Source organism: Streptococcus dentasini (assembly GCF_053206945.1).
Map to the genome: position 1 here is coordinate 1 of NZ_JBRUHS010000016.1, position 25420 is coordinate 25420.

At 42.5% G+C, this 25420-nt stretch carries 24 protein-coding genes and 2 riboswitches; of the genes, 18 read left to right on the forward strand and 6 right to left on the reverse strand.

The genetic code is table 11. The annotated features are described in order from the left end of the window. Window positions 1-178 precede the first annotated feature (178 nt). The 3 genes from ACVR1G_RS09900 to ACVR1G_RS09910 form a co-directional block, all read right to left on the reverse strand. A complete protein-coding gene (locus tag ACVR1G_RS09900; RefSeq protein WP_447453012.1) occupies window positions 179-1393 on the reverse strand; it encodes a cation diffusion facilitator family transporter in 1215 nt (404 codons plus the stop codon). Between the two features lie 120 nt (window positions 1394-1513). Beyond that, on the reverse strand, window positions 1514-2866 hold the full coding sequence (locus ACVR1G_RS09905) for an alanine/glycine:cation symporter family protein (RefSeq protein ID WP_447453013.1): 1353 nt from the start codon (window positions 2864-2866) through the stop codon (window positions 1514-1516). A gap of 289 nt (window positions 2867-3155) precedes the next feature. Then, entirely contained in the window at window positions 3156-4499 is a 1344-nt protein-coding gene (locus ACVR1G_RS09910; protein ID WP_447453014.1) for an alanine/glycine:cation symporter family protein, read from the reverse strand. Window positions 4500-4647: 148 nt separating this feature from the next. Beyond that, window positions 4648-4727: riboswitch (glycine riboswitch) on the reverse strand. A 3-nt stretch (window positions 4728-4730) separates the two neighbouring features. Further along, window positions 4731-4822: riboswitch (glycine riboswitch) on the reverse strand. 243 nt (window positions 4823-5065) lie between these two features. Here ACVR1G_RS09910 and ACVR1G_RS09915 point away from each other — a divergent pair. After that, complete coding sequence (locus ACVR1G_RS09915; RefSeq protein WP_447453015.1) at window positions 5066-5497, forward strand: DUF7679 family protein; 432 nt, start codon at window positions 5066-5068, stop codon at window positions 5495-5497. 41 nt (window positions 5498-5538) lie between these two features. Here ACVR1G_RS09915 and ACVR1G_RS09920 read toward each other — a convergent pair whose 3' ends face one another. Further along, a complete protein-coding gene (locus tag ACVR1G_RS09920) occupies window positions 5539-6075 on the reverse strand; it encodes an NAD(P)H-dependent oxidoreductase (protein ID WP_447453016.1) in 537 nt (178 codons plus the stop codon). A gap of 155 nt (window positions 6076-6230) precedes the next feature. On the opposite strand from ACVR1G_RS09920, the gene ACVR1G_RS09925 reads away from it, so the two are divergent. The 12 genes from ACVR1G_RS09925 (at window position 6231) to ACVR1G_RS09980 (ending at window position 18154) form a co-directional block, all read left to right on the forward strand. After that, window positions 6231-6584, forward strand: a complete 354-nt coding sequence (locus ACVR1G_RS09925; protein WP_447453017.1) for a winged helix-turn-helix transcriptional regulator — start codon at window positions 6231-6233, stop codon at window positions 6582-6584. A 182-nt stretch (window positions 6585-6766) separates the two neighbouring features. Further along, window positions 6767-9058, forward strand: coding sequence for a DNA helicase PcrA (gene pcrA / locus ACVR1G_RS09930; RefSeq protein ID WP_447453057.1), 2292 nt, complete (start codon window positions 6767-6769; stop codon window positions 9056-9058). 115 nt (window positions 9059-9173) lie between these two features. Continuing rightward, window positions 9174-10454 (forward strand): O-acetylhomoserine aminocarboxypropyltransferase/cysteine synthase family protein, encoded by a 1281-nt coding sequence (locus ACVR1G_RS09935; RefSeq protein ID WP_447453018.1) that lies wholly within the window; start codon window positions 9174-9176, stop codon window positions 10452-10454. 267 nt (window positions 10455-10721) lie between these two features. Beyond that, window positions 10722-11435 carry a cytochrome c biogenesis CcdA family protein gene (locus tag ACVR1G_RS09940; RefSeq protein ID WP_447453019.1) on the forward strand — a complete coding sequence of 238 codons (714 nt, stop codon included), beginning with the start codon at window positions 10722-10724 and terminating at the stop codon, window positions 11433-11435. Between the two features lie 13 nt (window positions 11436-11448). Continuing rightward, window positions 11449-12015 (forward strand): TlpA family protein disulfide reductase, encoded by a 567-nt coding sequence (locus tag ACVR1G_RS09945; RefSeq protein ID WP_447453020.1) that lies wholly within the window; start codon window positions 11449-11451, stop codon window positions 12013-12015. A gap of 244 nt (window positions 12016-12259) precedes the next feature. After that, window positions 12260-12778, forward strand: a complete 519-nt coding sequence (locus tag ACVR1G_RS09950) for an adenine phosphoribosyltransferase (protein WP_447453021.1) — start codon at window positions 12260-12262, stop codon at window positions 12776-12778. Window positions 12779-12883: 105 nt separating this feature from the next. Continuing rightward, complete coding sequence (gene metA / locus ACVR1G_RS09955; protein ID WP_447453022.1) at window positions 12884-13828, forward strand: homoserine O-acetyltransferase MetA; 945 nt, start codon at window positions 12884-12886, stop codon at window positions 13826-13828. A 10-nt stretch (window positions 13829-13838) separates the two neighbouring features. Further along, the gene (locus tag ACVR1G_RS09960) at window positions 13839-14528 is read left to right on the forward strand and encodes a DnaD domain-containing protein (RefSeq protein ID WP_447453023.1); all 690 of its coding nucleotides are present in this window, start codon (window positions 13839-13841) and stop codon (window positions 14526-14528) included. A gap of 215 nt (window positions 14529-14743) precedes the next feature. Beyond that, window positions 14744-15433 carry a tRNA (adenine(22)-N(1))-methyltransferase gene (locus ACVR1G_RS09965; RefSeq protein ID WP_447453024.1) on the forward strand — a complete coding sequence of 230 codons (690 nt, stop codon included), beginning with the start codon at window positions 14744-14746 and terminating at the stop codon, window positions 15431-15433. Next, window positions 15420-16208, forward strand: a complete 789-nt coding sequence (locus tag ACVR1G_RS09970; RefSeq protein WP_447453025.1) for a Nif3-like dinuclear metal center hexameric protein — start codon at window positions 15420-15422, stop codon at window positions 16206-16208. The genes ACVR1G_RS09965 and ACVR1G_RS09970 overlap by 14 nt, the downstream gene beginning before the upstream one ends. 11 nt (window positions 16209-16219) lie before the next feature. Beyond that, a complete protein-coding gene (locus tag ACVR1G_RS09975) occupies window positions 16220-17044 on the forward strand; it encodes a ZIP family metal transporter (protein WP_447453026.1) in 825 nt (274 codons plus the stop codon). Window positions 17045-17053: 9 nt separating this feature from the next. Beyond that, entirely contained in the window at window positions 17054-18154 is a 1101-nt protein-coding gene (locus ACVR1G_RS09980; RefSeq protein ID WP_447453027.1) for an NAD(P)/FAD-dependent oxidoreductase, read from the forward strand. Between the two features lie 16 nt (window positions 18155-18170). Here ACVR1G_RS09980 and ACVR1G_RS09985 read toward each other — a convergent pair whose 3' ends face one another. Both ACVR1G_RS09985 and ACVR1G_RS09990 read right to left on the reverse strand, forming a co-directional pair. Next, window positions 18171-18362 (reverse strand): hypothetical protein, encoded by a 192-nt coding sequence (locus ACVR1G_RS09985; RefSeq protein WP_447453028.1) that lies wholly within the window; start codon window positions 18360-18362, stop codon window positions 18171-18173. 119 nt (window positions 18363-18481) lie between these two features. Further along, window positions 18482-19486 carry a lactonase family protein gene (locus ACVR1G_RS09990; RefSeq protein WP_447453029.1) on the reverse strand — a complete coding sequence of 335 codons (1005 nt, stop codon included), beginning with the start codon at window positions 19484-19486 and terminating at the stop codon, window positions 18482-18484. A gap of 145 nt (window positions 19487-19631) precedes the next feature. Between ACVR1G_RS09990 and ACVR1G_RS09995 the strand changes: the two genes are divergently transcribed. The 5 genes from ACVR1G_RS09995 (at window position 19632) to ACVR1G_RS10015 (ending at window position 25166) form a co-directional block, all read left to right on the forward strand. Then, complete coding sequence (locus ACVR1G_RS09995; RefSeq protein WP_447453030.1) at window positions 19632-20114, forward strand: NUDIX hydrolase; 483 nt, start codon at window positions 19632-19634, stop codon at window positions 20112-20114. A gap of 8 nt (window positions 20115-20122) precedes the next feature. Then, complete coding sequence (locus ACVR1G_RS10000; protein ID WP_447453031.1) at window positions 20123-21271, forward strand: AI-2E family transporter; 1149 nt, start codon at window positions 20123-20125, stop codon at window positions 21269-21271. A 7-nt stretch (window positions 21272-21278) separates the two neighbouring features. Next, window positions 21279-22505 (forward strand): tetratricopeptide repeat protein, encoded by a 1227-nt coding sequence (locus ACVR1G_RS10005; protein ID WP_447453032.1) that lies wholly within the window; start codon window positions 21279-21281, stop codon window positions 22503-22505. A 205-nt stretch (window positions 22506-22710) separates the two neighbouring features. Next, on the forward strand, window positions 22711-24876 hold the full coding sequence (locus ACVR1G_RS10010) for a GBS Bsp-like repeat-containing protein (RefSeq protein WP_447453033.1): 2166 nt from the start codon (window positions 22711-22713) through the stop codon (window positions 24874-24876). 50 nt (window positions 24877-24926) lie between these two features. After that, window positions 24927-25166 (forward strand): hypothetical protein, encoded by a 240-nt coding sequence (locus tag ACVR1G_RS10015; RefSeq protein ID WP_447453034.1) that lies wholly within the window; start codon window positions 24927-24929, stop codon window positions 25164-25166. Window positions 25167-25420: the final 254 nt, after the last annotated feature.

Below are 25420 nucleotides of genomic sequence, written 5' to 3' on the forward strand. Positions count from 1 at the left end.
TAAATGATGGGCTTTAGCAGTATAATGTAGGTGGTTCATTTGGATTACCTCTGCTGTTTTTTTCTCATTTGCAGTATAATCCAAATGGACTTTTTTGTTAACTGTTTTTTACTAGCACCACAGGTATTGGATTTTTAACTGGGCTTTCTTCATTTTTGCGTGCTGCATGGTTAATGTTCTAGTTGACTTGGTTGGTAGGAGCGGACACTTCCTTTGTAATCTGGTGAAAAATCAGTTTCCATTGTTCGTGACGACGCCAGATACTGACGTGGCGGTTTCCCTCAAGTTGATAGGTAATCAACTTGGTCTTTTGGCTGATGGACACCATCTTAAAGTATTGAAAATTACTGGAGTAGTAGGGGGCTAGCTTAAGAAAATTTTGAAGTGATAGGAACTGACCGTTTTCATTAACCATCATAAAATCATCGGCAATATAGGCCTCGTAATCCGGTATTTTAGACAGAATTAGTTTTTCAAATTTGTAGAGCTTGTTGTAAACATTTTCCAGCAGTTCATCCTCAGGAATAGCAGCTGGTTCAACATGAATGTCAACATCATAAACCTGAAACTCATCATGCAGGAGCTGCTCAACCTGTTCTGTGATCGCATGGCTCTCGTATACAGATAAATCAGGGTTCATTTCAAGCACTAAATCGAGAAAGATATTGCTGCCATAAGTACGACCCCGTTGAGATTTCACAGCAGAAATTTTTGGAATTTGTAGAATAGCCTTCTCATATTGGGCTAACTGCTTATCATCAAAGCCATCTGATAGGTTAAAGGTTGCTTGGATAAAGATATCGTAAGCTGTTTTTAGAATAAAGTAGCAGATGATAATTGCAGCTATTCGATCAATAATGGGCATATTGATCGAGCTAGCAACAATGGCAATCGAAGTTCCAAGCGAGGTCAGAGCATCGGAAATATTGTCTTTAGAGGCAGCCAATAGGGCGCTGGATTTGACTTTCTTAGATAGGTGCCGATTATAGAGGTAGACACCGTACATGACTAGAGCTGAGACCAGTCCGACAATGGCTCCTAAAGGATCAATGGCAGTCTGGTGGTTTGTCATTAACTTTTGAGCAGTTTCTACTAGAACCTGAAATCCTACTAAAAACATGATAAATGAAGTCATCAAACTTGCCAAATCTTCAATCTTCCAATGGCCAAAGCGGTGATCCTCATCAGCCGGTCGACTGGCTAAGTAAAGTCCGACTAAGAGAATGATGTTGCTCATAATGTCTGATAGATTATTAAAACCATCAGCAATCAAGGATGAAGAGGACAGAAGGTGTCCAAACAGCAATTTACTTACAGCTAAACTGATATAGGCAGCAATACTAACAATCGGTCCCCGTCTAGCCAAGCGGATGTTTTGTTCGTGCCTTGTCATATAGCCTCCTTGTAAGAATAACGACTCTCCCCATTATAACATGAATATTAGCGATCAGCTAGCCTTGATAAGGCTAATAAAAAAACTAGAACGGGCAGGCAACCCGTCTAGTTAATTAAACTATTCTTTGTCTGATACTTTCTGCTGCTTGGATTTGGCAAAATACTTTTTCGTTTCTGCGATAATAATCGGAGATAATCCAATCAAGGCAACAAGATTAGGGAAGGCCATAAGTCCGTTAACAATATCGGCAATGGTCCAAATCATTTCCAATTTAATGAAACCACCGATAGCAACCATGGCAACGAAAAGTAGTCGGTATAAAGGGATACTGGCAGCACCAAAAAGAAATTCAAAGCAGCGCTCACCGTAGTAAGACCAGCCTAGGATGGTTGTGAAAGCAAAAAGGGTTAAACTGATGGTCAGAGCCCAAATCCCCCAGTTACCAAAAACAGATGAAAAAGCGGATTGTGTGAGGACAGCACCGTCTAACTCAGAAGTCCAACCGCCTGTGACAATGATAGCCATCCCTGTCAATGTACAGATGATAATTGTATCAATAAAGGTGCCAGTCATAGAAATGAGCCCTTGCTCAACAGGTTCCTCCGTTTTAGCAGCAGCAGCAGCAATTGGCGCAGATCCAAGCCCAGATTCGTTAGAGAAAACACCGCGGGCAATTCCTTTTTGAATAGCTACCATAACGGTTGCTCCAAGAAAGCCTCCAGTTGCTGCCTTACCAGTAAAGGCAGATGTCAGCACTAACACGATGCTTGGAATAAACTTATCGTAATTGACAGCCAAGACAATAATAGCAGTTAAGACATAAATAACCGCCATGAAAGGGACGACAAAGGTTGAAACCTTAGAGATAGATTGGATACCACCAAAGATAATAATAGCTACCAGAATGGACAATACGATACTGACAATACGCGGATCCAGCCCCAGACTATTTTTGATAGAATCGGTAATAGAATTAACCTGAGTAAAGGTTCCAGACCCCAGCAGGGCGGTCATGGTTCCAAAGATAGCAAAGAGGATTGCTAGCCATTTCCAATGTTTACCAAGACCGTTAACAATATAGTACATAGGACCGCCGGCAATCTCACCGTTTTCATCTTTCTCGCGGAATTTAATAGCTAGGAGACCTTCGGAATATTTAGTGGCCATACCAAAGAAGGCAGCCATCCACATCCAAAAGAGGGCACCGGGGCCACCTGCCTTGATAGCCGTCGCAACACCAACGATATTACCTGTTCCCACCGTAGCAGCCAGAGCTGTACATAGAGCCGCAAAACTGGAAACATCACCATGGCCCTCGCTATTTGCAAAAATTAGCCGCAGGGCGCGAGGCAGCTTGGCCACCTGTAGCAGTCCCAGTCGAACACTGAGATAAATTCCTGTTCCGACCAGAAGAATCAATAGGGGAGGCCCCCATACATAGGTATCAATTTTAGCTAATAAATCTAACATAGTGTCAATCCAATCTTTTTAGTTTTATACTCAAAGAAACTCAAAACTGAAAGCGTAGCAACTTCTTAAATGCCCTTAATTCTTATTAGAATATTGAGATTATAGGGTGTTTTCGCTAGGGAAGTAATATACTATAGGTTGTAATTTTCAAAGAGGATTAGGCATCACCACAAGAAAAGGGCTAGTTAAGTTGCCTAGCCCAGTCTGCCTGACACATTTCATCAATATATCCCTATTTATTATAAAATAATATTTTCACTTGTCAAATGGAGCTAAGAAACAAGTATTCCTATTTATGACGATTAAAGTATGACGTCGTTTCCTTTATAATAACGGGTGACAGCAGGAGCAGAGCAACCAAATTAGGTAGAGCCATAAGTCCATTGACGATATCAGCAATTTTCCAGATAACTTGCAGCTGCAAGAAGCCACCGAGTGCTACCATAAGCACAAAGACGCAGCGATAAAGGGTAATAGCCTTGGTACCAAAAACGAACTCAACGCAGCGCTCACCGTAGTAAGACCAGCCCAAAATGGTTGTAAAGGCAAAGAGAGCAAGAGATAAGGTAAGGACAAGGCTGCCAATATTGCCAAAAACTGAAGCAAAGGCACTCTGTGTCACTGCCGCTCCCTCAAGTCCCTTAACAGACCACTGCCCTGTAATCAGAATAGAGAGGCCCGTTAAAGTACAAATAACAATAGTATCAATAAAGGTACCAGTCATAGAGATTAGTCCTTGTTCAACAGGTTCCTCCGTTTTAGCCGCTGCCGCTGCAATCGGTGCAGATCCAAGTCCTGATTCGTTGGAGAAGACCCCGCGGGCAATCCCGAGTCTGATAGCTTGCATAACAGTCGCTCCTGTAAAGCCGCCGACAGCAGCGGTTGGTGTGAAAGCAGATTTAAAAATCGCCGCGATTGTTGGAATAAGATTTTGATGGTTAATAACAATGATGATCAGTGCAGCTAGAATATAAAGAATTGCCATAAATGGTACGATTTTTTCTGATACCTTGGAAATTGATTGAATGCCGCCGAAAACGATAATCGCTACGAAAATAGCAATTAGGATACTGACAATCTGTGGTGACCAGCTAAAACTGTTCTGCAGGGATTCCGTGATAGAATTGACCTGTGAAAAGGTTCCGATTCCTAAAAGAGCTACGAGGATACCAGCTAGGGCAAAGAAGTAAGCCAAGGGTCTAGCAATAATACGCAGGCGTCCTGTAATTCCATTGATAATATAGTACATGGGACCGCCTGAAACTTGCCCATTGTCATCTTTAGTCCGATATTTGATAGCGAGAAGTCCCTCAGCGTACTTGGTAGCCATTCCAAAAAAAGCAGCTACCCACATCCAAAAGAGGGCACCAGGACCGCCGGTTCCGATAGCCGTCGCAACACCGACAATGTTACCGGTTCCGACGGTAGCGGCTAGGGCTGTTGCTAAAGCAGCAAAGCTGGAAATATCACCTTCTCCCTGATCCTCAGCAAAGATGAGTCTAAAGGCTTTAGGCAGACGAAGAATCTGTAACAACCCCAGTCGAAAACTGAGGTAGATTCCTGTTCCTACTAGCAGCACTAAGAGCGGTGGGCCCCAGACAAAGTCATCAATTTTGGTAAAAAAGTCTAACATAATCATATCCCTTCTGAAACCGATGAAATCATCATCCCAAGTACGAAAAAAGTCCAGACAGTAATGTCATGGACTTCTAAAAAGACTGGTCAGAAAAATAAAAACTATCTAACCTCTTATAGGCTTGATCGCTTATTTTTGCTGAAAATTCTGTCCTTTTGCCTGAGAGTTTGAGCAGTTGACTGCCTTGCCCCTTCGGCGTTCCCCTAATTGGGAAGCTCTCCAGAAGTCCGTCCACCATCAGTCCTATTCTAAGCACTAGAAACCTGAGAGCATTACTCCTTCGGCGAAAGACCTTGTCTTTTCTCTCCTGATGATTTCAATCGGTTTATTTATGATAATACTGTCCTAGTTTAGCTCAATTTCCGAATACTGTCAAGGTTATTTTCCATAAATAATAGTATATTCCGAATTATGACCTAATCAAACGATCCCTTTCCCGCTTGGAAAAATATTTGGGATGGGCAACTCTCTAAAAAACAATAAGTTCGATCCTATTTCAAACTGATCTGTGTTACAATATTAAATATTAGGGACATTTACATAAAAAGGGGGAGAGCGAGCACATGGCCAAGCGCAAGAAAATTTTCTATGTCCAAGTGGAATTGCTAAATGGGAAACGTTGGCACTACCAGCTCCCTAACGATCTTCAAAAACCTATGCGTATGTACTTTCATGAGCATCCTAATAATTGGAAGCCCCTGCTGACAGGGGCTCTTATCAATGTTCCAAGCGGCTACTATACCCCTGCTAATCACTACCAGCCCTTAATCCGTCTAGCCCGAGTTCGTAAATTCTACTACCGCTACAATGAGCAATACTGGCGCAGTCGCGGTCAGTTCTTGATAAGAGAGAATTGGCAGACTGCTGGTTTTAAGCAGCTTAGGGATGGTGCTCGTTTTTTACGCCATGATTTCAAGTGGCGCAGTAAGTTGATGATTACATGGGATTACTGTCGCTGGCGTTTTCGTTACCGAAAAGAACTGCGTAAGGATTAATGTGAAGCACTTATTGGAATTTTTTATAGATAGTTCAAGCATTACAATTGAGTGATTTCTAAAAGGTGTTTAATAAGAGCTTGTGAACTGCTGTCAATTAATTCCTTACTTGACTCGAAGGAAAACCCATAACTTGTAAAAATAGGCAAAAGCTCTCCGCCAATATGTTTAACCGTGCTTTGGAATGGAGCAGTCAGCTCTTCCATGGTATGACCGATACTTTTTTCAGGTGAATAATTCTCCTCTTTGTCCCCAATAGAAATAATCAGGCTGAATTTTTTACCTGTGAGTTTGTTTCCTTTTGATCCATAGGCCCATCCATGTGTTAAAACATCATCAAACCATTTTTTGAGAAGGGGTGGATAACTATACCAATAGAGGGGATATTGAAAAATTATGGTTTCATATTGTTCTAATAAGGCCTGCTCTTTAGCAACATCAATCTCCCAATCGGGATACAGGGTATGAAGCTCGTGTAGTTTAAATTTTTCAGGAAACTTTTTTAATTCAGCTTTCCAACTTTTGTTTACTTGCGACTGATCAATGTTAGGGTGTACCAATATGATTAAGGTTTTCATTTTTGATCCTCCTTTATGACTTTCTATTTCTATTTTCTTATAATTTTAAAATATGTAAATACCCACAAATAAATCAGTAAATACTTACTTTAAAGTCAGTATTCAAAGTAGGGGTGACGGATGATATAATAATGAAAAATGTGGAGGAGAGGATTATGAAAAATTATCATCTTGGAATTGAAGCGACACTTGATGTTATTGGAGGAAAGTGGAAGGCTCTGATTATCTGCTTGCTGATGAAAAAGCCTAGAAGAACCTTGGAATTAGAACGACTGATTGATGGAATATCACAGAAGGTGTTGATTCAGCAGTTAAGAGAATTGGAAAGAGACGGTTTGGTTCACCGCAAGGATTATCAGCAGATGCCTCCTAAAGTTGTCTATTCCGTAACAGATTATGGCCGTACAGCCAATAGTCTTATTGATGTTATGTGTCACTGGGGAAAGGAAAATATTAGGCGGCGTAAAGCACTAGGCGAAGAAATAAACTGGCAACCCTATGATTTATAGAAGTATATCTAACTCTTGGGAAGTATGGAATGTGTTCATTGATCAGGTAGTAAAATATGGTGTTGCTTCTTATTGCTTGGCATGTTTTTCGGCTTTTACATAGTAGGTTTTTAAATGCAATTATGATATAATTTTAGGGCAAAATGGATAAGGAGAAAAGCATGAATCCTTTACTGAATGGAATGAACGACAAACAAGCAGAAGCGGTCAAAACTACTCAAGGGCCGCTTTTGATTATGGCTGGGGCTGGTTCTGGGAAGACACGGGTGCTGACACACCGTATTGCTTATCTTATTGATGAGAAGATGGTCAACCCTTGGAATATTCTGGCCATTACCTTTACTAACAAGGCTGCGCGTGAGATGAGAGAGCGGGCTATGCAGCTCAACCCTGCTACGCAAGAGACCTTAATCGCGACCTTTCACTCCATGTGTGTGCGCATCCTGCGCCGCGATGGTGATCACATAGGTTACAATCGCAATTTTACGATTGTGGATCCTGGTGAACAGCGTACCCTTATGAAGCGTATCATCAAGAATTTGAATTTAGACTCTAAAAAATGGAATGAACGAGCGATTTTAGGAACTATTTCCAATGCTAAGAACGATCTGCTTGATGAAGTCGCTTACGAGAACCAAGCTGGTGATATGTACACACAAATTGTTGCCAAGTGCTACAAAGCTTATCAAGAAGAGCTGCGTCGTAGTGAGGCCATGGACTTTGATGATTTAATCATGTTGACCTTGCGGCTCTTTGATAAAAATCCTGATGTATTAGCCTATTATCAGCAGCGCTACCAGTATATTCATGTGGATGAGTATCAGGATACCAACCATGCCCAGTACCAGCTGGTTAAGCTCTTAGCTTCCCGTTTTAAGAATATCTGTGTGGTTGGGGATGCTGACCAGTCTATCTATGGTTGGCGCGGTGCTGATATGCAAAATATCTTGGATTTTGAAAAGGATTATCCAGAGGCTAAGGTGGTTCTCCTCGAAGAAAATTACCGTTCGACAAAGAAAATCCTGCAAGCAGCTAACGATGTGATCAACAATAATCGTAACCGACGTCCTAAAAAGCTCTGGACACAAAATGCAGATGGGGAAGAGATTGTCTATTATCGTGCCAATGATGAACGTGATGAGGCTGTTTTTGTAGCTGCGACTATTGACCAGCAGGTACGTGAAAACAAGAAGGACTTTAAGGACTTTGCTGTCCTCTACCGTACTAACGCCCAGTCACGTACTATTGAAGAAGCCCTGCTTAAGTCAAATATTCCTTACACCATGGTCGGGGGAACTAAATTCTACAGCCGTAAGGAAATCCGTGATGTCATTGCTTACCTCAATGTCATTGCTAATCCTCAGGATAATATCAGTTATGAGCGTATTATCAATGAACCCAAGCGGGGAGTAGGGCCCGGAACCCTTGAGAAAATTCGTGATTTTGCTAATTTACAGAATATGAGTTTGCTGGAAGCTTCTGAACAGATCATGCTCTCAGGAATCAAGGGGAAGGCGGCTCAAGCAGTTTTGACTCTTGCCGGCATCCTACTGGGACTGCGCTCAGACCTGGATACCTACACCTTAACAGAATTAGTTGAAGAGGTATTGGATAAGACTGGTTATGTGGAGGCTTTGCAGCTGCAAAATACGCTGGAAAGTCAGGCGAGAATTGAAAATATTGAGGAGTTTCTCTCTGTTACCAAAAATTTTGATGATAATCAGGAAGCAGCACCCGAAGATGAAACAGGCTTGGAAAAACTTAGCCGCTTTCTAAATGATTTAGCCTTGATTGCTGATACTGATGAAGGTGATACCGATACTGCAGAAGTGACCCTTATGACTCTGCATGCTGCTAAAGGGTTGGAATTTCCAGTTGTCTTTTTAATTGGAATGGAAGAAAATGTTTTCCCACTTAATCGAGCAAGCGAAGATCCAGATGAGCTAGAAGAGGAACGTCGACTAGCTTATGTCGGGATTACTCGTGCCGAGCAAGTGCTTTACCTGACTAACGCTAACAGCCGTACCCTCTTTGGAAAGTCTAGTTTTAATCGCCCAACCCGCTTTATTAAAGAAATTTCAGATGAACTTCTGAATTATCAAGGATTGGCACGGCCAGTGAACACAGCTTTTTCAGCTACTTATGCTAGTGGTGAAGAAAAGACCTTTGGTCAAGGCATGAGCTTAGCTCAGGCACTTCAGAATCGCAAAGCGCAAGTGGCACCTTCATCTACTGCTAAAAAAGAAGCATCGTTACCATTTGCCCAAACTGCTCTGTCAGTTGGCCAAAAGGCGGCAGAAACTCCAGTTCTGGATTGGCAGATTGGAGATATCGCTCATCATAGAAAATGGGGAGATGGCACTGTACTTGAGGTGACGGGCAGCGGCAAGTCGCAAGAACTTAAAATCAAGTTTCCAGATATCGGTCTCAAAAAGGTTTTAGCCAGTGTAGCGCCGATTGAAAAGAGAGAATGAACTAATAAGACAGGAGCTATAGTTTTCAACTATAGCCCTTCTTTTTAGATAACTATTGGCCAATAAAAAGCTTTAGGTGTAAAATAGGCCTAATGATATCTATGGAGGAATGATTATGACAACAGACTATTCATTTGAAACTTTGCAGCTGCACGCCGGTCAAACGGTGGATCCGACTACCAAGTCCCGTGCTTTGCCCATTTACCAAACTACATCTTATGTTTTCAATGATTCACAGGACGCTGAAGACTCTTTTGCCCTACGGACAGAAGGTAATATCTATACGCGGATTACTAATCCGACAACTGCTGTTTTTGAAGAGCGGATGGCAGCTTTAGAAGGTGGGGTTGGTGCTTTGGCGACTGCCTCTGGCATGGCAGCTATTACTTATACGGCTCTTGCCTTAGCGCATGCTGGCGATCACATTGTATCGGCTACCACCGTATATGGTGGCACCTTTAACTTACTCAAAGAAACTCTGCCGCGCTATGGGATTACGACCAGCTTTGTCGATGTAGCCGATTTTGCAGCCATTGAAGCAGCTGTCAAGGACAATACCAAGTTTATTTTAGCTGAGACCCTAGGAAATCCCTTAGGGAACGTTGCTGATCTTGAAAAACTAGCAGAGATTGCCCATCGCCATAATATTCCTTTGGTTGTTGACAATACCTTTGGCACCCCTTATCTGATCAATGTTTTTTCATACGGTGTTGATATTGCCGTGCATTCGGCCACTAAATTTATCGGCGGTCACGGTACCTCTATCGGTGGTGTAATTGTGGACTCGGGTCAATTTAACTGGGAAAAATCCGGCAAATTCCCGCAGTTTGTCGATGAAGATCCGTCTTACCATAATCTCAGCTATACCCGTGATATCGGGGCAGCAGCCTTTATTACAGCGGTTCGCACACAATTGCTGCGCGATACCGGTGCCTGCCTCTCACCTTTCAATGCCTTTCTTTTGACACAAGGACTGGAGACTTTGTCTCTGCGGGTTGAACGCCACGTTGAAAATGCCAAGAAAATCGCGGAATATCTGGAAAATCATCCTAAAGTAACTAAGGTCAACTACGCCAGTTTGCCGTCGAGTCCCTACTACGAATTGGCACAAAAATATCTGCCTAAGGGCGCCAGCTCCATCTTTACCTTCAATGTCGCAGGAGGAGCAGAAGCTGCTCGTAAGGTGATTGACAGCTTATCCATCTTTTCAGACCTTGCCAATGTCGCTGATGCTAAGTCTCTGGTTGTACACCCGGCAACCACAACTCACGGTCAGATGAGTCCAGAAGACCTTCGTGCCTGCGGTATCGAACCTAACCAAATCCGTGTTTCTATCGGTTTGGAAAATGTCAATGATTTGATTGCAGATTTACGCTCGGCTCTTGAAACAATCTGAGTGCTGCGTCCCTCTAGTTCATATTCTTCTTAGTAAGAAACTGAAACTACATGAAAGTTAGGTGCAGCAGAGCTTAGTTTTATCATATTTGATGTTTACTATCAAAACAATCTCATTTTATTAGAAAGTCTGCCTGCGACCTGTTTTAATGTAACCTTTTTCTAAAGTCTTCTTAAAAAATTTAAGAGGGCTTTTTTGATATAATGTGAAAAAGTAATTTGTAACATCTGAACTAATAGTAGAGTATTTGCAGCAGCGAGGAGTCGTATGGATCTTCAGCATATCACATTTTTAACACTATTTATTGAGGGGCTTTTGTCGTTTTTTTCACCCTGCGTTTTACCCATCCTGCCGGTTTATATTGGTATTTTAGCTGGTCAGGGAGAGGAGGGACAGTCAGGGGAATTGATCTGGAACAAAAGGAGAGTTTTTAGCAATACACTCCTATTCGTATCAGGGATAGCCATCACATTTTTTATTCTGGCCTTTGCCAGCAGTCTTGTTAGTCGTTTTTTTCAAAGCCACATGCAGCTTTTTCAGAATTTAGGAGGTATTTTAATTATTCTGATGGGGCTCATTCAGCTGGATCTTATAAGGACTAGTATTTTAACCAGAGAATTTTCTGCTAAGAATAAAGTATATCAGGCAGGTCAGAAGGTAACACCGCTCATTGCATTTCTTATGGGCTTTACTTTCAGTTTCTCTTGGACTCCTTGTATCGGACCTATTTTGGCTAGTGTATTCCTGTATGCTAGTACGCATCAGGGAATTTACAGTATGCTGCTGATTTTGATTTACTGTTTAGGATTTATTCTTCCATTTGCTTTGATTGCTATATTTTCGCAAAGAATATTGGTTATTTTCAAAAAGCAACAACGATTTTTAAAATATACGAAAATAGTTTCAGGGATCCTTCTTATCATTATCGGAGTTTCTATTCTGACAGGTTCATTTGCTAGAATAGCACGTTTATTTATTTAAAAAGGAGAAACCAATGAAAAAAATTATCATAGCAGTAACTCTGGCTTTGCTTCTTTTGGGAGCATGTTCGGCAAAACAGACTGAGTCCTCTTCTCCGAAAGAAAGCACCTCCTCTAAAACTCAAAAGACAGTGGCAAATCCAGCTCCAAGTTTTAAATTAAAAGATAGAAAAGGAAGGACTGTCAGCCTAGATGACTATAAGGGGAAAAAGGTTTATATTAACGTCTGGGCGACATGGTGCGGGCCCTGCATGCGAGAAATCCCTGATTTAAAAAAGCTTTATAAGACCTATAAAAATCAAGATGACTTTGTATTCTTATCGGTAACGTCTCCGAGCGACTCTCAATTTGATAACAGTGATCCGATTGATGAGGATAAGCATACCATTTTATCGACGGCAAAATCTAAGGGAATTACTTATCCAATCCTTTATGATTATGAGGATAATTTTGTGCAGGCTTATAGCATCCGTTCGATTCCAACTCACATTTTCATTAACAGTGATGGCAGTTTGTCGAAAAAAATAGAAGGTGGGCTTGATAAAGACTCTTTGAACTATTACCTGAAAAAATTGAAGTAGCTAAGACTGAGCAGCTGTCTTTTATATTTCTGTCTTATTAGTTTACTGTCAGCCAATTGCAGAAGTTACGTGATACTTGGGATATAAAAAAACAAAATTGTATCTGCTATTATCATATGAAGTGCACCACTGTTTTTTCCTCCTTTAAAAAGAAGTGCAGTATAATTTTCCTATCTTTCCTTACAATTTATGCTATAATGAAATGTAAAACATTTTTGGCTGAGAGCCGATAGAAAGATTTTTTATGAACTTAAGAAATTATATTGCATCCATTAAAGATTACCCACAAGAAGGGATTACCTTCCGCGATATTTCCCCCTTAATGGCTGATGGAAATGCCTACAGTTATGCTGTTCGTGAGATTGTCCAATACGCTACAGACAAAAAGATTGATATGGTTGTTGGACCAGAAGCACGCGGGTTTATCGTTGGTTGTCCGGTAGCCTACGAGTTGGGCATCGGTTTTGCTCCAGTTCGTAAACCTGGCAAGCTGCCACGGGAAGTTATCTCTGCTGACTATAAAAAAGAGTATGGTATTGATACCTTGACCATGCATGCCGATGCTATTAAGCCAGGACAAAGGGTCTTGATTGTTGATGATCTTTTAGCTACTGGCGGAACGGTTAAAGCAACAATCGAAATGGTTGAACGTCTCGGGGGTGTTGTTGCTGGCTGTGCCTTCCTGATTGAGCTGGATGGCCTTAATGGTCGTCAGGCTATTGAGGGTTACGATACTAAAATTTTGATGAATTTCCCTGGTTGAGAGTTATAGTCAGGACTTATAGCCTAACCTAGCAAGGATCTATTTGAAAAGCCTATCCCCATGTTTTATAATAGAAGTAGTTTATTATAGAATGGGGATATTTTCATGCCAATTACGCTCAATAAGAAATTGCCAGCCGTTGATATTTTAAAAAATGAGAATATCTTCGTTATGGATGATGCACGGGCGAGAGGACAGGATATCCGGCCTATTAAGGTTTTAATTCTCAATCTCATGCCAACCAAGGAAGCGACGGAAACTCAGCTCTTGCGCTATCTGTCCAATACGCCGCTGCAAGTCAAACTGGACTTTCTTTATATGACCAGTCATCAGCCTAAAAATACCAAGCCTGAGCATCTGGAAACCTTTTACAAAACCTTTGCAGATATCAAGGCTGACTATTTTGATGGTCTGATTATCACAGGGGCACCGGTTGAAATCCTGCCTTTTGAAGAAGTAGATTACTGGCAGGAGCTCTGTCAAATTTTTGACTGGGCTAGGCGCCATGTTTATTCGACCTTGCACCTTTGTTGGGGAGCTCAGGCTGGCCTTTATTATAGGTATGGGGTCGATAAGGTTTTGATAGATCATAAGCTATCTGGGATCTACTCTCAGAATGTGGTTGAGAATTTTTCTCCCCTTATGCGAGGCTTTGATGATAGCTTTTTGTCTCCCCATTCCAGGCATACCCAAGTGACGGAAGCGGATGTGCGTACCAAAACCAATCTGCAAATTCTAGCCAAAGGAGAGGAAGTTGGTCTATCCATTTTAGCCAGCCGTGATATGCGAGAGGTTTATAGCTTTGGGCATCTGGAGTACGATAGAGATACCTTGAAAAGAGAGTACCTGCGCGATAGAAAAGCTAATAAGAATCCGGCCTTGCCTGTCAATTATTTTCCGGATAATGACAGTAGTGGAACTCCAGAATTGCGGTGGAGTTTAGCGGCTTCGACCTTTTTTACCAACTGGCTCAATTATGCTGTTTATCAAGAGACACCTTACCATTTGGAGGATTTGGAAAATTCAGCCTCCTATTATGGTTATCTATAAAAGAGGAATTATGAGTTTTTTAGAGAATTATCAGTCAGGCAATCTGGTTTTGCCTAGCAGCTTACTCTTTCACTACAAAGATATTTTTTCCAGCAGCGATGATTACCTGATCTGGCAGTTTTTCTATCTGCAAAACACGACTAGGGTTGAGGAAATGCCGTCTAGCCGTATCGCTGATGCTCTGGGTAAGACAGTTGCCGAGGTTAATCAAGCCATCAGTAATCTGACCAACCAGGAGCTTTTGGTCATGAAGACCATTGAGCTAGACGGTGAAACTGATATCATTTTCGATGCCAGTCCCGTTCTCAAACGCTTGGATGCTCTTCTAGGTGAGGACAAGCTGGATTCAGCAGCGTCGGAGCCTTTAGACAACGCAAATGATCTTCAAGTGCTGCTGAATGATTTTGAAAAATCGGGTTGGATGTTGACACCATTTGAATTGGAAGATATTCAAAAATATGTTCGTGAAGATGGCATCAGCCCAGACTTGATTCGGGAGGCTCTCAAAGAGAGTATCTTCAATAGTAAGCGCAACTGGAAGTATCTGACAGCCATTTTACGCCGCTGGACGCGTGACGGCATTACGACTGTTCGCCAGATTGAAGAACGCAGGCAGGAACGGGATCAGGCAAATCCTGCTAAGGTCCAAGTATCAGATGATTTTCTCAATGCTATGAATGTGTGGAGTGATGACCAATAAATCGAGCTGATGGACCAGCCACGGCTAAGCTTGTAATATAAGTGATGAGAGCCATAGATCGCTGTCCTAGCAGTGGGGTTGGCTCTCATTTTTTGTTATAATAGAACCGTTAGAGTCTTTAGAGTCTAAAAAACGCTCGGGAAGGCTTGGCTCTTTACTTCAGCAGGCTAGCTCCCTCAATAAACGACCTTTGTAATTTAAAAAGAAAGGATTTTATGGAAATCAATATTTCTCAGCGCTTGCGGGATGTATCAGACTTTATCCCTCAGGGCAGCATCCTATTAGATGTTGGCAGTGACCACGCCTACCTGCCCCTTTATCTCTTGGAGCAGGGGCGAATTAGTTCAGCGATCGCAGGTGAAGTTGCCCAAGGTCCTTATCAGTCGGCTTTAAACAATGCTCAAGGATCAGCCTACGCTGATAAGATTGATGTTCGTTTGGCTGATGGGTTAGCAGCTTTTGATGATAGTGATGCTGTTGATGTGATAGCAATCTGCGGAATGGGGGGGCGTCTGATTGCGGATATCCTAGCGGCAGGCCGAGAGAAATTGGATAATGTCAAGCGTTTAGTTCTACAGCCCAATAATTGCGAAGATGATCTGCGTTACTGGCTGAGTCAGCATAGTTTTACAATTTTTGCTGAAAAAATCATGACAGAAAATCACAAGTATTATGAAATCATTGTAGCAGGGCACGGCAGACAGCAGCTACAGCCGCAGGAGCTGCGCTTTGGACCTTGCCTTTTGCAAGAGGGGGCGGCCGTTTTTAAGGAGCGCTGGCAAAATGAGCTGCAGAAGCTGGAAAAGGCTCTGGAGCAAATTCCTGAAACTAATCAGCCCGACCGCAGGGACATTCAGCAGAAAATAGAAGCGATTAAGGAGGCTATCAGTTATGAAGGCGAGTGACTTTATTGCAAAATATGAGAGCTACTGTCCGCAGAACCTCTCAATGGAAGGCGATATTTCAGGGTTGCAGCTGGGCAGCTTAGATAAAACCATCAAACGTGTGATGGTAACGTTAGATGTTCGCGAGACCACGGTCACAGAAGCAATTGCAAGAAATGTTGATATGATTGTGACTAAGCATGCTCCTATTTTTCGCCCCTTGAAGGATTTGGTTAGCAGTCCTAGGACAGATATTTTGCTGGAGCTTGTTAAACATGATATTTCAGTATATGTCAGCCATACGAATATTGACGTGGTACCAGATGGTTTGAACGATTGGTTTTGTGATCTCCTGGAGATTGAAGATACAGAAGTACTGACACCTACAGTTGATGGCTATGGTATCGGCCGCGTTGGCAATATTAGACCTCTGTCGCTGGAGGAGTTGGCACTTAAGGTAAAATCAACCTTTAATCTGGATAGTGTGCGGTTAGTTCGCTATGCTGGTTCTAATCCGGAAATTAGCAGAGTTGCTATCTGCGGCGGCAGTGGTCAAGGTTTTTATCGCGATGCCCTTACCAGGGACGCTCAGGTTCTAATTACAGGGGATATTTACTATCATACAGCTCAAGATATGATTACTGACGGTCTTTTGGCAATTGATCCAGGACATCATATTGAGGCTCTCTTTATTGAAAGATTAGTTGAAAAGATGACAGTCTGGATAGCTGAAGAAGACTGGGATATTGAGGTAATCCCTAGTCAGATGTCAACTAATCCCTTTAGTCATCTTTAGGAGTTATTGTTATGAATTGGCTTTTATCGCAAAATGTTGTTGTACTAGCTCTCTTAGCTGGTCTCTTTACTTGGGGATGTACGATTATCGGTGCTGCGATTGTTTTCTTTTTTAAAAATATTAGCCGTCGTCTGTTAGATACTATGATGGGGTTTGCTGCAGGAGTGATGATCGCTGCCTCTTTCTGGTCGCTCTTGGAGCCTTCTATTTCTTATGCGCAAGCAGACTATGGCAACTGGTCCTGGATACCGGCAGCTGTTGGTTTTTTATTCGGTGGGTTTATGCTGCGCTTGATCGATGCAGTGGTTCCCCATCTCCACCTTGATAAGAAGGATGTTAGTCAGGCAGAAGGATTAAAGCCTCAAAAGAAACTATCTAAAACGGCTCTCTTATTCTTAGCGATTACCATCCATAATTTCCCAGAAGGCTTAGCTGTCGGGGTTACCTTTGGGGCACTAGCAGGTGGTAATGCTAGTCAAGCCGCTCTTTTAGGGGCTATTGGTTTGGCCGTTGGAATTGGTCTGCAAAATGTTCCAGAAGGAGCTGCCCTGTCCATCCCTATTCGGGCTGATGGGGAATCTCGACTCAGAGCTTTCTATCTGGGTTCTATGTCGGCTATTGTCGAGCCAATCGGAGCGGTTTTGGGAGCGGGACTTGTCATGCTGATGATGCCCATTTTGCCTTATGCTCTTTCCTTTGCTGCAGGGGCTATGATCTTCGTTGTAGTGGAAGAGCTGATTCCCGAATCACAAACCAACGGCAATACCGACATTGCTACTTTGGGGTTGATGTTGGGCTTTGTTATTATGATGGTCATGGACGTTGCTCTTGGATAGGAGGAATGCATGAAAGTTGCTATTATTGGAGCCGGTATCGTTGGTTCAACAGCGGCCTATTATCTATCTAAGGAAACAGGCCTTGAGATTAGCGTTTTTGATGACGGGGAAGGGCAGGCGACCAAGGCTGCCGCTGGTATTATCAGCCCTTGGTTTTCCAAACGTCGCAATAAAGCTTGGTATAGGCTAGCTCGTTTGGGGGCAGATTTTTACCAGACGTTGATTGCTGATTTGCGGATGGATGGCTTTGAGACAGATTTTTATCGGCAGACTGGTGTTTTCTTATTGAAGAAACAGGCGATAAAACTCCTAGAGCTAAAGGAGCTGGCAGAAAAGCGTAAGAAAGAGTCACCTCTGATCGGTCAGTTAGCGCTCTTCGGACGCGAAGAGGTGCAGCAGCATTTTCCAGATTTAAAGGGAGTTGAGCAGCTGCTCTTTGCTTCTGGTGGAGCTAGAGTAGAAGGGGCAAGTCTGACAGCGACCTTGTTGGGGGCTAGTGGCTGTCACCCAATTAAGGAAGAGGTAGACTTAACTCTTAAAAGAAGTGGTTATGAAATTGCTAACCAGCACTTTGATCGTGTCATTTTGGCTACAGGTGCTTGGTTGCCATCCATATTAGAACCCTTGGGATATCAAGTTGATATCTATCCACAGAAAGGTCAGCTGCGCGATTACTTTTTTGATGGTTGGGAAACACAGGAGCTGCCAGTGGTTATGCCAGAAGGAGAATTGGACATTATTCCCTTTAAAGCTGGTCAGATTTCAGTGGGAGCCAGTCATGAAAATGATAAAGGCTATGATTTGACAGCTGATTCAGCTATTTTAGCCGGCTTGGAAGAAGAAGCTTTGAAATATCTCCCTAAGTTAGCAGAGGCTGTGCGAGTTGACGAACGAGTGGGAACACGTGCCTATACCAGCGATTTTGCACCTTTTTACGGTCAAGTTCCCGGTTTGCCTGGGGTCTATGCTGCCAGTGGTTTAGGCTCATCTGGTTTAACAACCGGTCCTCTGATAGCTAAAGAACTAGTCTCCCTTTTAATGGAACGGCAAGGCGAATTAGACAGCGCTGCTTATCCAGTTCAGAACTATATCAAAAAAACTGAAGCTTAGGCCTCAGTCTTTTTAGTTATTTGCCAAAGAAACCTTTGAGCTTATCGAGTATACCGTCAGCACCTTGGACATTTGACAACAGTCCCTGAGCTTGCTCAAAGTACTCCCCCAAATCATTTTTATGGTCATCAATAAATTGCTGAGCTGCGGAGAAATCTTTCTGTGCAATTAAGTCCTTTACTTGGTTAAAAAGTTCTGTTGGGTTCATATCTAGTAACCTGCCTTCCTTATACGTTACCCTTATTAAATCATACATCTTTAAAATATCAAATCAATCTGCTTATCAGTTGCTCTGCCGAACTTGCTTAAGCAGGGCGAAGCAACAGTTTAATGGATCACACAGACAGCCTCCGGTACGCGGAAGTCATGACTCACTTCATTTAAGTGTCCAGTCTTCTTATCACGTTTGAAGACCGTTACATTATCTGAATCCTGGTGGGGAACCAGTAAGTAGTCTTCGCTGCTGGTTAAACTTATATCTCTTGGTGTCTGTCCATGAGTAGGGACGATATCGATAAGATGAAGGTAGCCATCAAGGGTAAACTGATAGCAGGCAATAGAGTTATGACCGCGGTTGGAAACGTAGAGGAACCACCCGTCTTGGGTTACTTGAGCTGCTGCCGGAGCATTGAAGGCAGTGTAGCCCTTAGGAATACTCGAGAGGGATTGGAAATTCTCGAAGCTTCCGCAGCCTTGGTAAATGAGATTTTGTACGGTTGAGTTCAGTTCACAGACAACAAAAGCATGCTTGAAAATCGGGTGAAAAATCACGTGACGAGGGCCAGATCCTGATACCAGCTGGAAATTATTGATTGGTTGTACCTGTCCCGTATCATTCAGCGCGTAGCTCGTCAGTTCATCGGTACCTAAATCGCAGGTCAATAGATAGCGGTCTGGTGTTAGATCAGCGAAGTGAACTCGAGCGTGATCTTGGTGCGGGTGAGGCCCGGAACCCTGATGAATAATACGATTGACTAAACTAAGTTGTCCATCCGTTTGCCGTTTATAAATAAGAGCCTGGCCAGTGTGGTAGTTAGCACTGAAGACCAAACCGCGCTTATCGTCGCTTCCAAGATAGCAAGGAGCAGCACCGTCTTCGAGGACATGATTAAGAGGATGAAGGTCAACTCCAAAGCTAGCTACTCCACCTTGCCCCTCTTTGCTAGCGATGCTGTAGAGGCAGCCATCCTTAGTCATGGTAAGGTAGGTGGGATTACTAACCTCCGCTAGCAGTTGTAAATTAGTCAGGCGTCCTGCTTGGTTATCAAAGTCAGCTCGATATATGCCATGTGATTCTCGTTTTGTATAGGTTCCAAAATAAATTTGTTCCATACACTCCCCTTTTACCTCTTTGTTTTCTGTATTAATCTACTTATTGAAACTTTTCATTAACCAAAGGCTTTGAAGGCTATTTCTACAAAGAAATTATAGCATTTTTTTGTTAAAATAGGGGCAAAGACTGTGAAAGAGGGCAAGTATGACCAAACTAGCCACCATTTGTTATATTGATAACGGCCAAGAACTACTCTTGATGCTGCGCAATAAAAAGCCCCATGATGTGCATGAGGGCAAATGGATTTCTGTTGGCGGAAAATTAGAAGTGGGGGAAACACCTGAAGAGTGTGCCCGACGAGAAATTTTTGAAGAGACCCATCTCACTGTTAAGGAGATGGATTTTAAAGGGATGATTACCTTTCCTGAATTCACCCCAGGGCACGATTGGTATACCTATGTTTTTAAGGTTACAGACTTTGAAGGTGATTTGATTTCTGATGAAGAATCCCGTGAAGGCACACTGGAATGGGTTCCTTACGATCAGGTTCTGTCCAAGCCAACTTGGGAAGGTGACTATGAACTCTTTAAATGGATTTTAGAAGACAAGCCATTTTTTTCAGCTAAGTTTAGTTACGACCGATCAGGTCAGCTCATTGATAAAAGTGTCCAATTTTACAAGAGATAGGAGCAATAATGGATAAAAAAACGGGAAAATTTTATGATAGCTGGTTCTACAAGTGGATTATTGACAATCGTTTTGTCAGTGCTCTTTTGGTTTTATTACTTACCTTTCTGACTCTCTATCTCTTGACCCAGATCAGCTTCATTTTTGCTGCTGCGGCAAGATTTGTAGCGGTTGTTATGCTGCCGATTGTTATCTCTGTCCTCCTTTACTACTTGCTCAAACCTCTTGTCCGATTTATTGAGTATCATTTTAAAACTAGCCGAACTTGGTCTATCGCCTTGGTTTACACACTTTTGGCAGGACTTTTATTCTGGGGAGGTTCCAGTCTTTTTCCTATGTTGCAGGAACAGATTATGTCTTTTATTAATAATCTACCGCAATATGTTAAAAGTGTTGAGCATCAGGCTAATGAAATATTAGATAACAACCGTTTAGCTTTCATTCGACCGCAGGTAGAAAACTGGGTGAACAACTACAGTGATAAAGCTGTTGACTATGCTGAGAATTTCTCTAAGAATATTGTCAGTTGGGCCGGTGACTTTGCTGGTGCTGTTGCCAAGGTAGCCATTGCCATTATCATGGCTCCCTTCGTGGTTTTCTATCTCCTGCGCGACAGTGATAAATTAAAAGAAAATATTTTAAAGACGATTCCAGTCAAATGGCGTACACCCAGCTCTCGTATTTTAAGTGATATCAATTCTCAGTGGCAGGGTTACGTTCAGGGGCAAGTTACTGTGGCCATTATCGTCGGCATCATGTTTTCTATTTTATTTAGTATCATCGGTCTGCGTTATGCAGTGACTCTCGGAATATTGGCTGGTTTTCTTAATATGATTCCTTACCTGGGGAGCTTTGTCGCCATGATTCCCGTTGTTATCTTAGCTTTGGTTGAAGGTCCATGGATGTTGGTCAAGGTCGCTATAGTCTTTGCTATTGAGCAGACTGTCGAAGGCCGCTTTGTCTCTCCCTTGGTTCTGGGAAATAAGCTCAGTATCCATCCTATTATGATTCTCTTTATTCTCTTAGCGTCAGGCTCGGTCTTTGGCGTCTGGGGTGTACTGCTTGGTATTCCAATCTATGCTTCAATCAGGGTTGTCATCAAAGAAATCTTTGAATGGTATCGTGATTTTAGCGGACTCTATGAAGAAAGTGAGTAACGTAAGTGTGTTAAATAGTGAAAAAATGATTGCTTCCATTGATCAACAAGACTTGGAGCATGCCAATAAATATTTCAAACGAGCTCTGGGAGAGGATGATGACGAAACACTTCTATCTCTGGCTCAGTATTTAGAAGGGATCGGTTTTCTACCGCAGGCCAAAGAAATTTATCTGAAGGAGCGCAGAGACTATCCTGATGTTAACATTAATCTAGCTCAGATTGCTGCTGAAGATGGGCAAATTGAAGAAGCCTTTCTCTATCTAGATACCATTGATAAAAATGATGATAATTATTTATCGGCTCTGCTGGTTATGGCTGATCTTTATGATATGGAAGGATTGAGTGACGTTGCGCGTGAAAAAATGTTGGAAGCTCGTCAACTCAGCGATGATCCCTTAGTGATATTTGGCTTGGCAGAATTGGACTATCAGCTGGGGAATTTACAGCAAGCAATCCGAGAATATGCCGAATTGGACTGTCGAAGAACCTTAGAGATGACAGGCGTCTCCACTTACCAGCGGATTGGTCATGCTTACGCAGATATGGGCGAATTTGAAGTTGCCATCGAGTTTCTAGAGATGGCTGTTGAGATTGAATATGATGATGCAACTGTTTTTGAATTGGCCACGCTGCTTTATGATCAAGAAGAATTTCAAAAGGCCAATCTCTATTTTAAGCAGCTAGATACTATAAACCCTGATTTTGAAGGATATGAGTACATCTACGCCCTCTCTCTTCATGAAGAACACAAAATTGAAGAAGCTCTGAAATTAGCTCAGCAGGGACTGGCTAAGAATGATTTTGACAGCCAGCTTTTGCTTCTAGCCTCTCAACTATCTTACGAAAACCATGATTTTCAGGCGGCTGAACGCTATCTTTTGACCGCCAAAGACCTAGCGGAGGATTTAGAAGATGTTTTAATGCGCCTGTCCAATCTCTACCTAGAAGAAGAACGCTATGAAGAAGTTGTCGACTTGGAGCAGGAGGAGATTGACAATGTCTTAACCAAGTGGAATTTAGCCAAGGCTTACCAGGCCCTTGAGAGAGAAGAAGAGGCCCTGAGGTATTTTGAGGCGATTGCAGAGGATCTTACGGATAATCCTGAATTCTTGCAGGACTATGCCTATATCTTGCGTGAATTTGGCTACCGTGACAGAGCCTACCAAGTTGCTAGCCGCTATTTGGAATTAGTCCCCGATGACCTCAACATGGCTGAGTTCTTGGAAGATTAGTCCTTGTCAACAAACCAGAAACAACTATAACCAGAAGATTGCAGCTGCTCTTCTGGTTTTTTGAACGCCTTTTAACGGAATTTGGAACCAAAAATATTACAATATATTACAAATATTACAAAAATATGTTGACAGCGCTTTCGTATTTTTCTATAATTAAGATAACAAAATTAAAAGATGTGTTCGGATGAAAGGAGTCACTATTATGAAAAAAGATTGGGCATGGAATCAGAGAGAGCGCTTTTCTATTCGGAAATATTCATTCGGAGCGGCCTCTGTTGTTATTGGGGTTAGTCTTATGATGGGTGGCTATGCACTAGCAGATGAGCAGGCGCTCTCAACACCGCAGCAGCAAGATCTAGCGCTTCAGACACATGTGGCAAATAATAGCGATGTAACCGCTGCTAATGATACGGTGACAGCGATTGCCCCAGATGGTATAATTGCTGGTGATGTATCAATTGTGGCACAACCCCCTGCTCAAGCTCCAGCAGCCGTTGAAACTATAGAGAGCGAAGAGCCAATAAATGTAGTGGCTGGAAACGATGCTATCCCAGAAAGAGGACAAGCTAGCGAAGAGTTTACAAAGGTCGACGTCGGTACGCAGACAGACGAAATTCCTGCCAAGCAAGCAGAAATTCCTGCTGTTAGTCCGGTAGCAGCTCGCCAAGCACCGGAGACTAAGGCAGCTGCAATTACCAGAGCGGACGCTTCGACAACAGTGGTCACTGGTGGAAAAGATATTCCGAGCCAAGGCTATTATAGCTATCCAGAGCGAACAGAGGTACGCAACAGTCCAGATCCGTCAGCCCCGCTGGTATTTTATGCCAATGCTGGTGACAGAGTCTTCTATGATCAGGTGCTGAACCAAAATGGTTATCAATGGATCAGCTACAGATCTTATAGCGGTATTCGTCGCTATGCCAATATCGCCAAGTTAGTTAGCCAAGCGGCCCCACAAGCTGATGCCAAGGTGACGGGAAACATTAAGGTAGAAAATATTACTGCGCAAGGATTTGATGTCATCATTAGTGACGCTTCCGACAGCAATGGTCTTGCTAAGGTCAAGGTTCCTACATGGACAGAAAAAAATGATCAAGATGACCTCATTTGGTACGATGCTACTAAACAGGCTGACGGTCGTTATAAGTTAACTGTCAAAACTAGCAATCATAAGGGTGAAGCTGGTACCTATCAGGTACATGTCTACTATCAAGAAACCGATGGTCAAGTTGTGCCTGTTGGTGCGGTTCAAGCCACAGTACCAGCTCCAAATGTCTCAGATAACAGTGAAATAACGCTGCCAGCTCTTGAACGCTATACTTTTGATAGAGAAGTAGAAGTTAAAAATGAACTGAAAGCCAGTGCTGCAACGGCTTTTACCTTTAAAAAAGGAGAAAGTATCAACTACGACAAGCGTATTAAAGCTGATGGTTATAATTGGATCAGCTATATCTCCTACAGCGGTGTGCGTCGCTATGTCATGCTGGATCAGCTGGCTGTCCCATCTAATCCCCAAAAATCTGACTCCAAAGCAACTGGTCAAATCAGTTTTGAAAATCAAACTGCTCAAGGTTTTGATATTCGTATTTCCAATGTTTCTGATAACAATGGTGTGCTAGCGGTCAAGGTCCCTGTCTGGACAGTTAAAAATGATCAAGATGACCTTATTTGGTACGATGGTGTTAAACAAGGCGACGGTACCTACAAGGTTGCTGTTAAGTTGGCTGACCATAAAAATGAAACAGGCGACTATGCTGTCCACCTCTACTATGTTGAAAATGATGGTAAAATGATTGGTGTAGCAGGTGTTCAGCATACCGTCGAAGCAGGAACTGAACCACAGATTACCCGCACAGGCACTCTTTCTTTCAGCAATCAAGCCAATGGTGACTTTGATATCATTGTTTCCAATGTTTCTGACAGCAAGGGCCTTAAGGCCGTTAAGGTCCCTGTCTGGACAGATAAGAATGACCAAGATGACCTTATTTGGTACGATGGTATTAAACAAGGCGATGGCACTTACAAAGTGACTGTCAAACGCTCTGACCATAAAAATGAGACGGGGCTTTATCAGGTTCACCTCTACTATGTTGAAGACGATGGTCAAATGGTGGGGATTGCTGGCGCTCAGAACAGAGTAGCTGCTTCTAATTCTGGTCGAGCTGCCCTTCCTAACCAAGGAACCTATACCTTTGCGAAGCGTACAGAAGTTAGGAATCAAGCTGATTTATCAAGCCCAATTCAATTTTACTTCAACCAAGGCGAAAGTGTGCACTACGACAAAACGCTAGAGGCTGATGGCCAGCAATGGATTAGCTATATGTCCTACAGCGGTATCCGTCGATATATTAATATTGCACCTCAGTAAGTTTAGGTTCCAGACTCACCTATGACTTAACAGATAAGGGAGGCGACTTTTTGCGAGATGGTCCGGCTAGTCAATGGCTCAAGGATGATGCCCATCGGTATGGTCTTATCGTTCGCTATCAGTTAAGTAGGAAAGTTATTGACCGACTTTATGGACGCGCTATGTCCATTTGCTATATTGGACAAGAAGCTAAAGAAGTATATAATTCTGGTTTAAGTTTGGCAAGAATAATTTGGAATAGGGCTACTCCTATAGTTGAGCCGTTGGTATCCTCTTGCCGCCTCGTATAGCGAGCACTCATTGGAAGGATAATTTGGCTATGACAACTCCTTTTATCACGGTAACCGTCCAATTCTCTTGCTCCTGTAGTATAAAATAAAAACAGCAATCACCAAATGTATTGACAAAAGGATATAAAAAGTTAAAAGAGTAGATTCAGGCTAGTGATTTCTCAGGGAAATCAGCTTGTTTCTGCTCTTTTTGCAAGGATTGCTAGCTTACGGTATAAAAGATTCCCTAATTTTTTCCAAATAGCAGTAGTGCT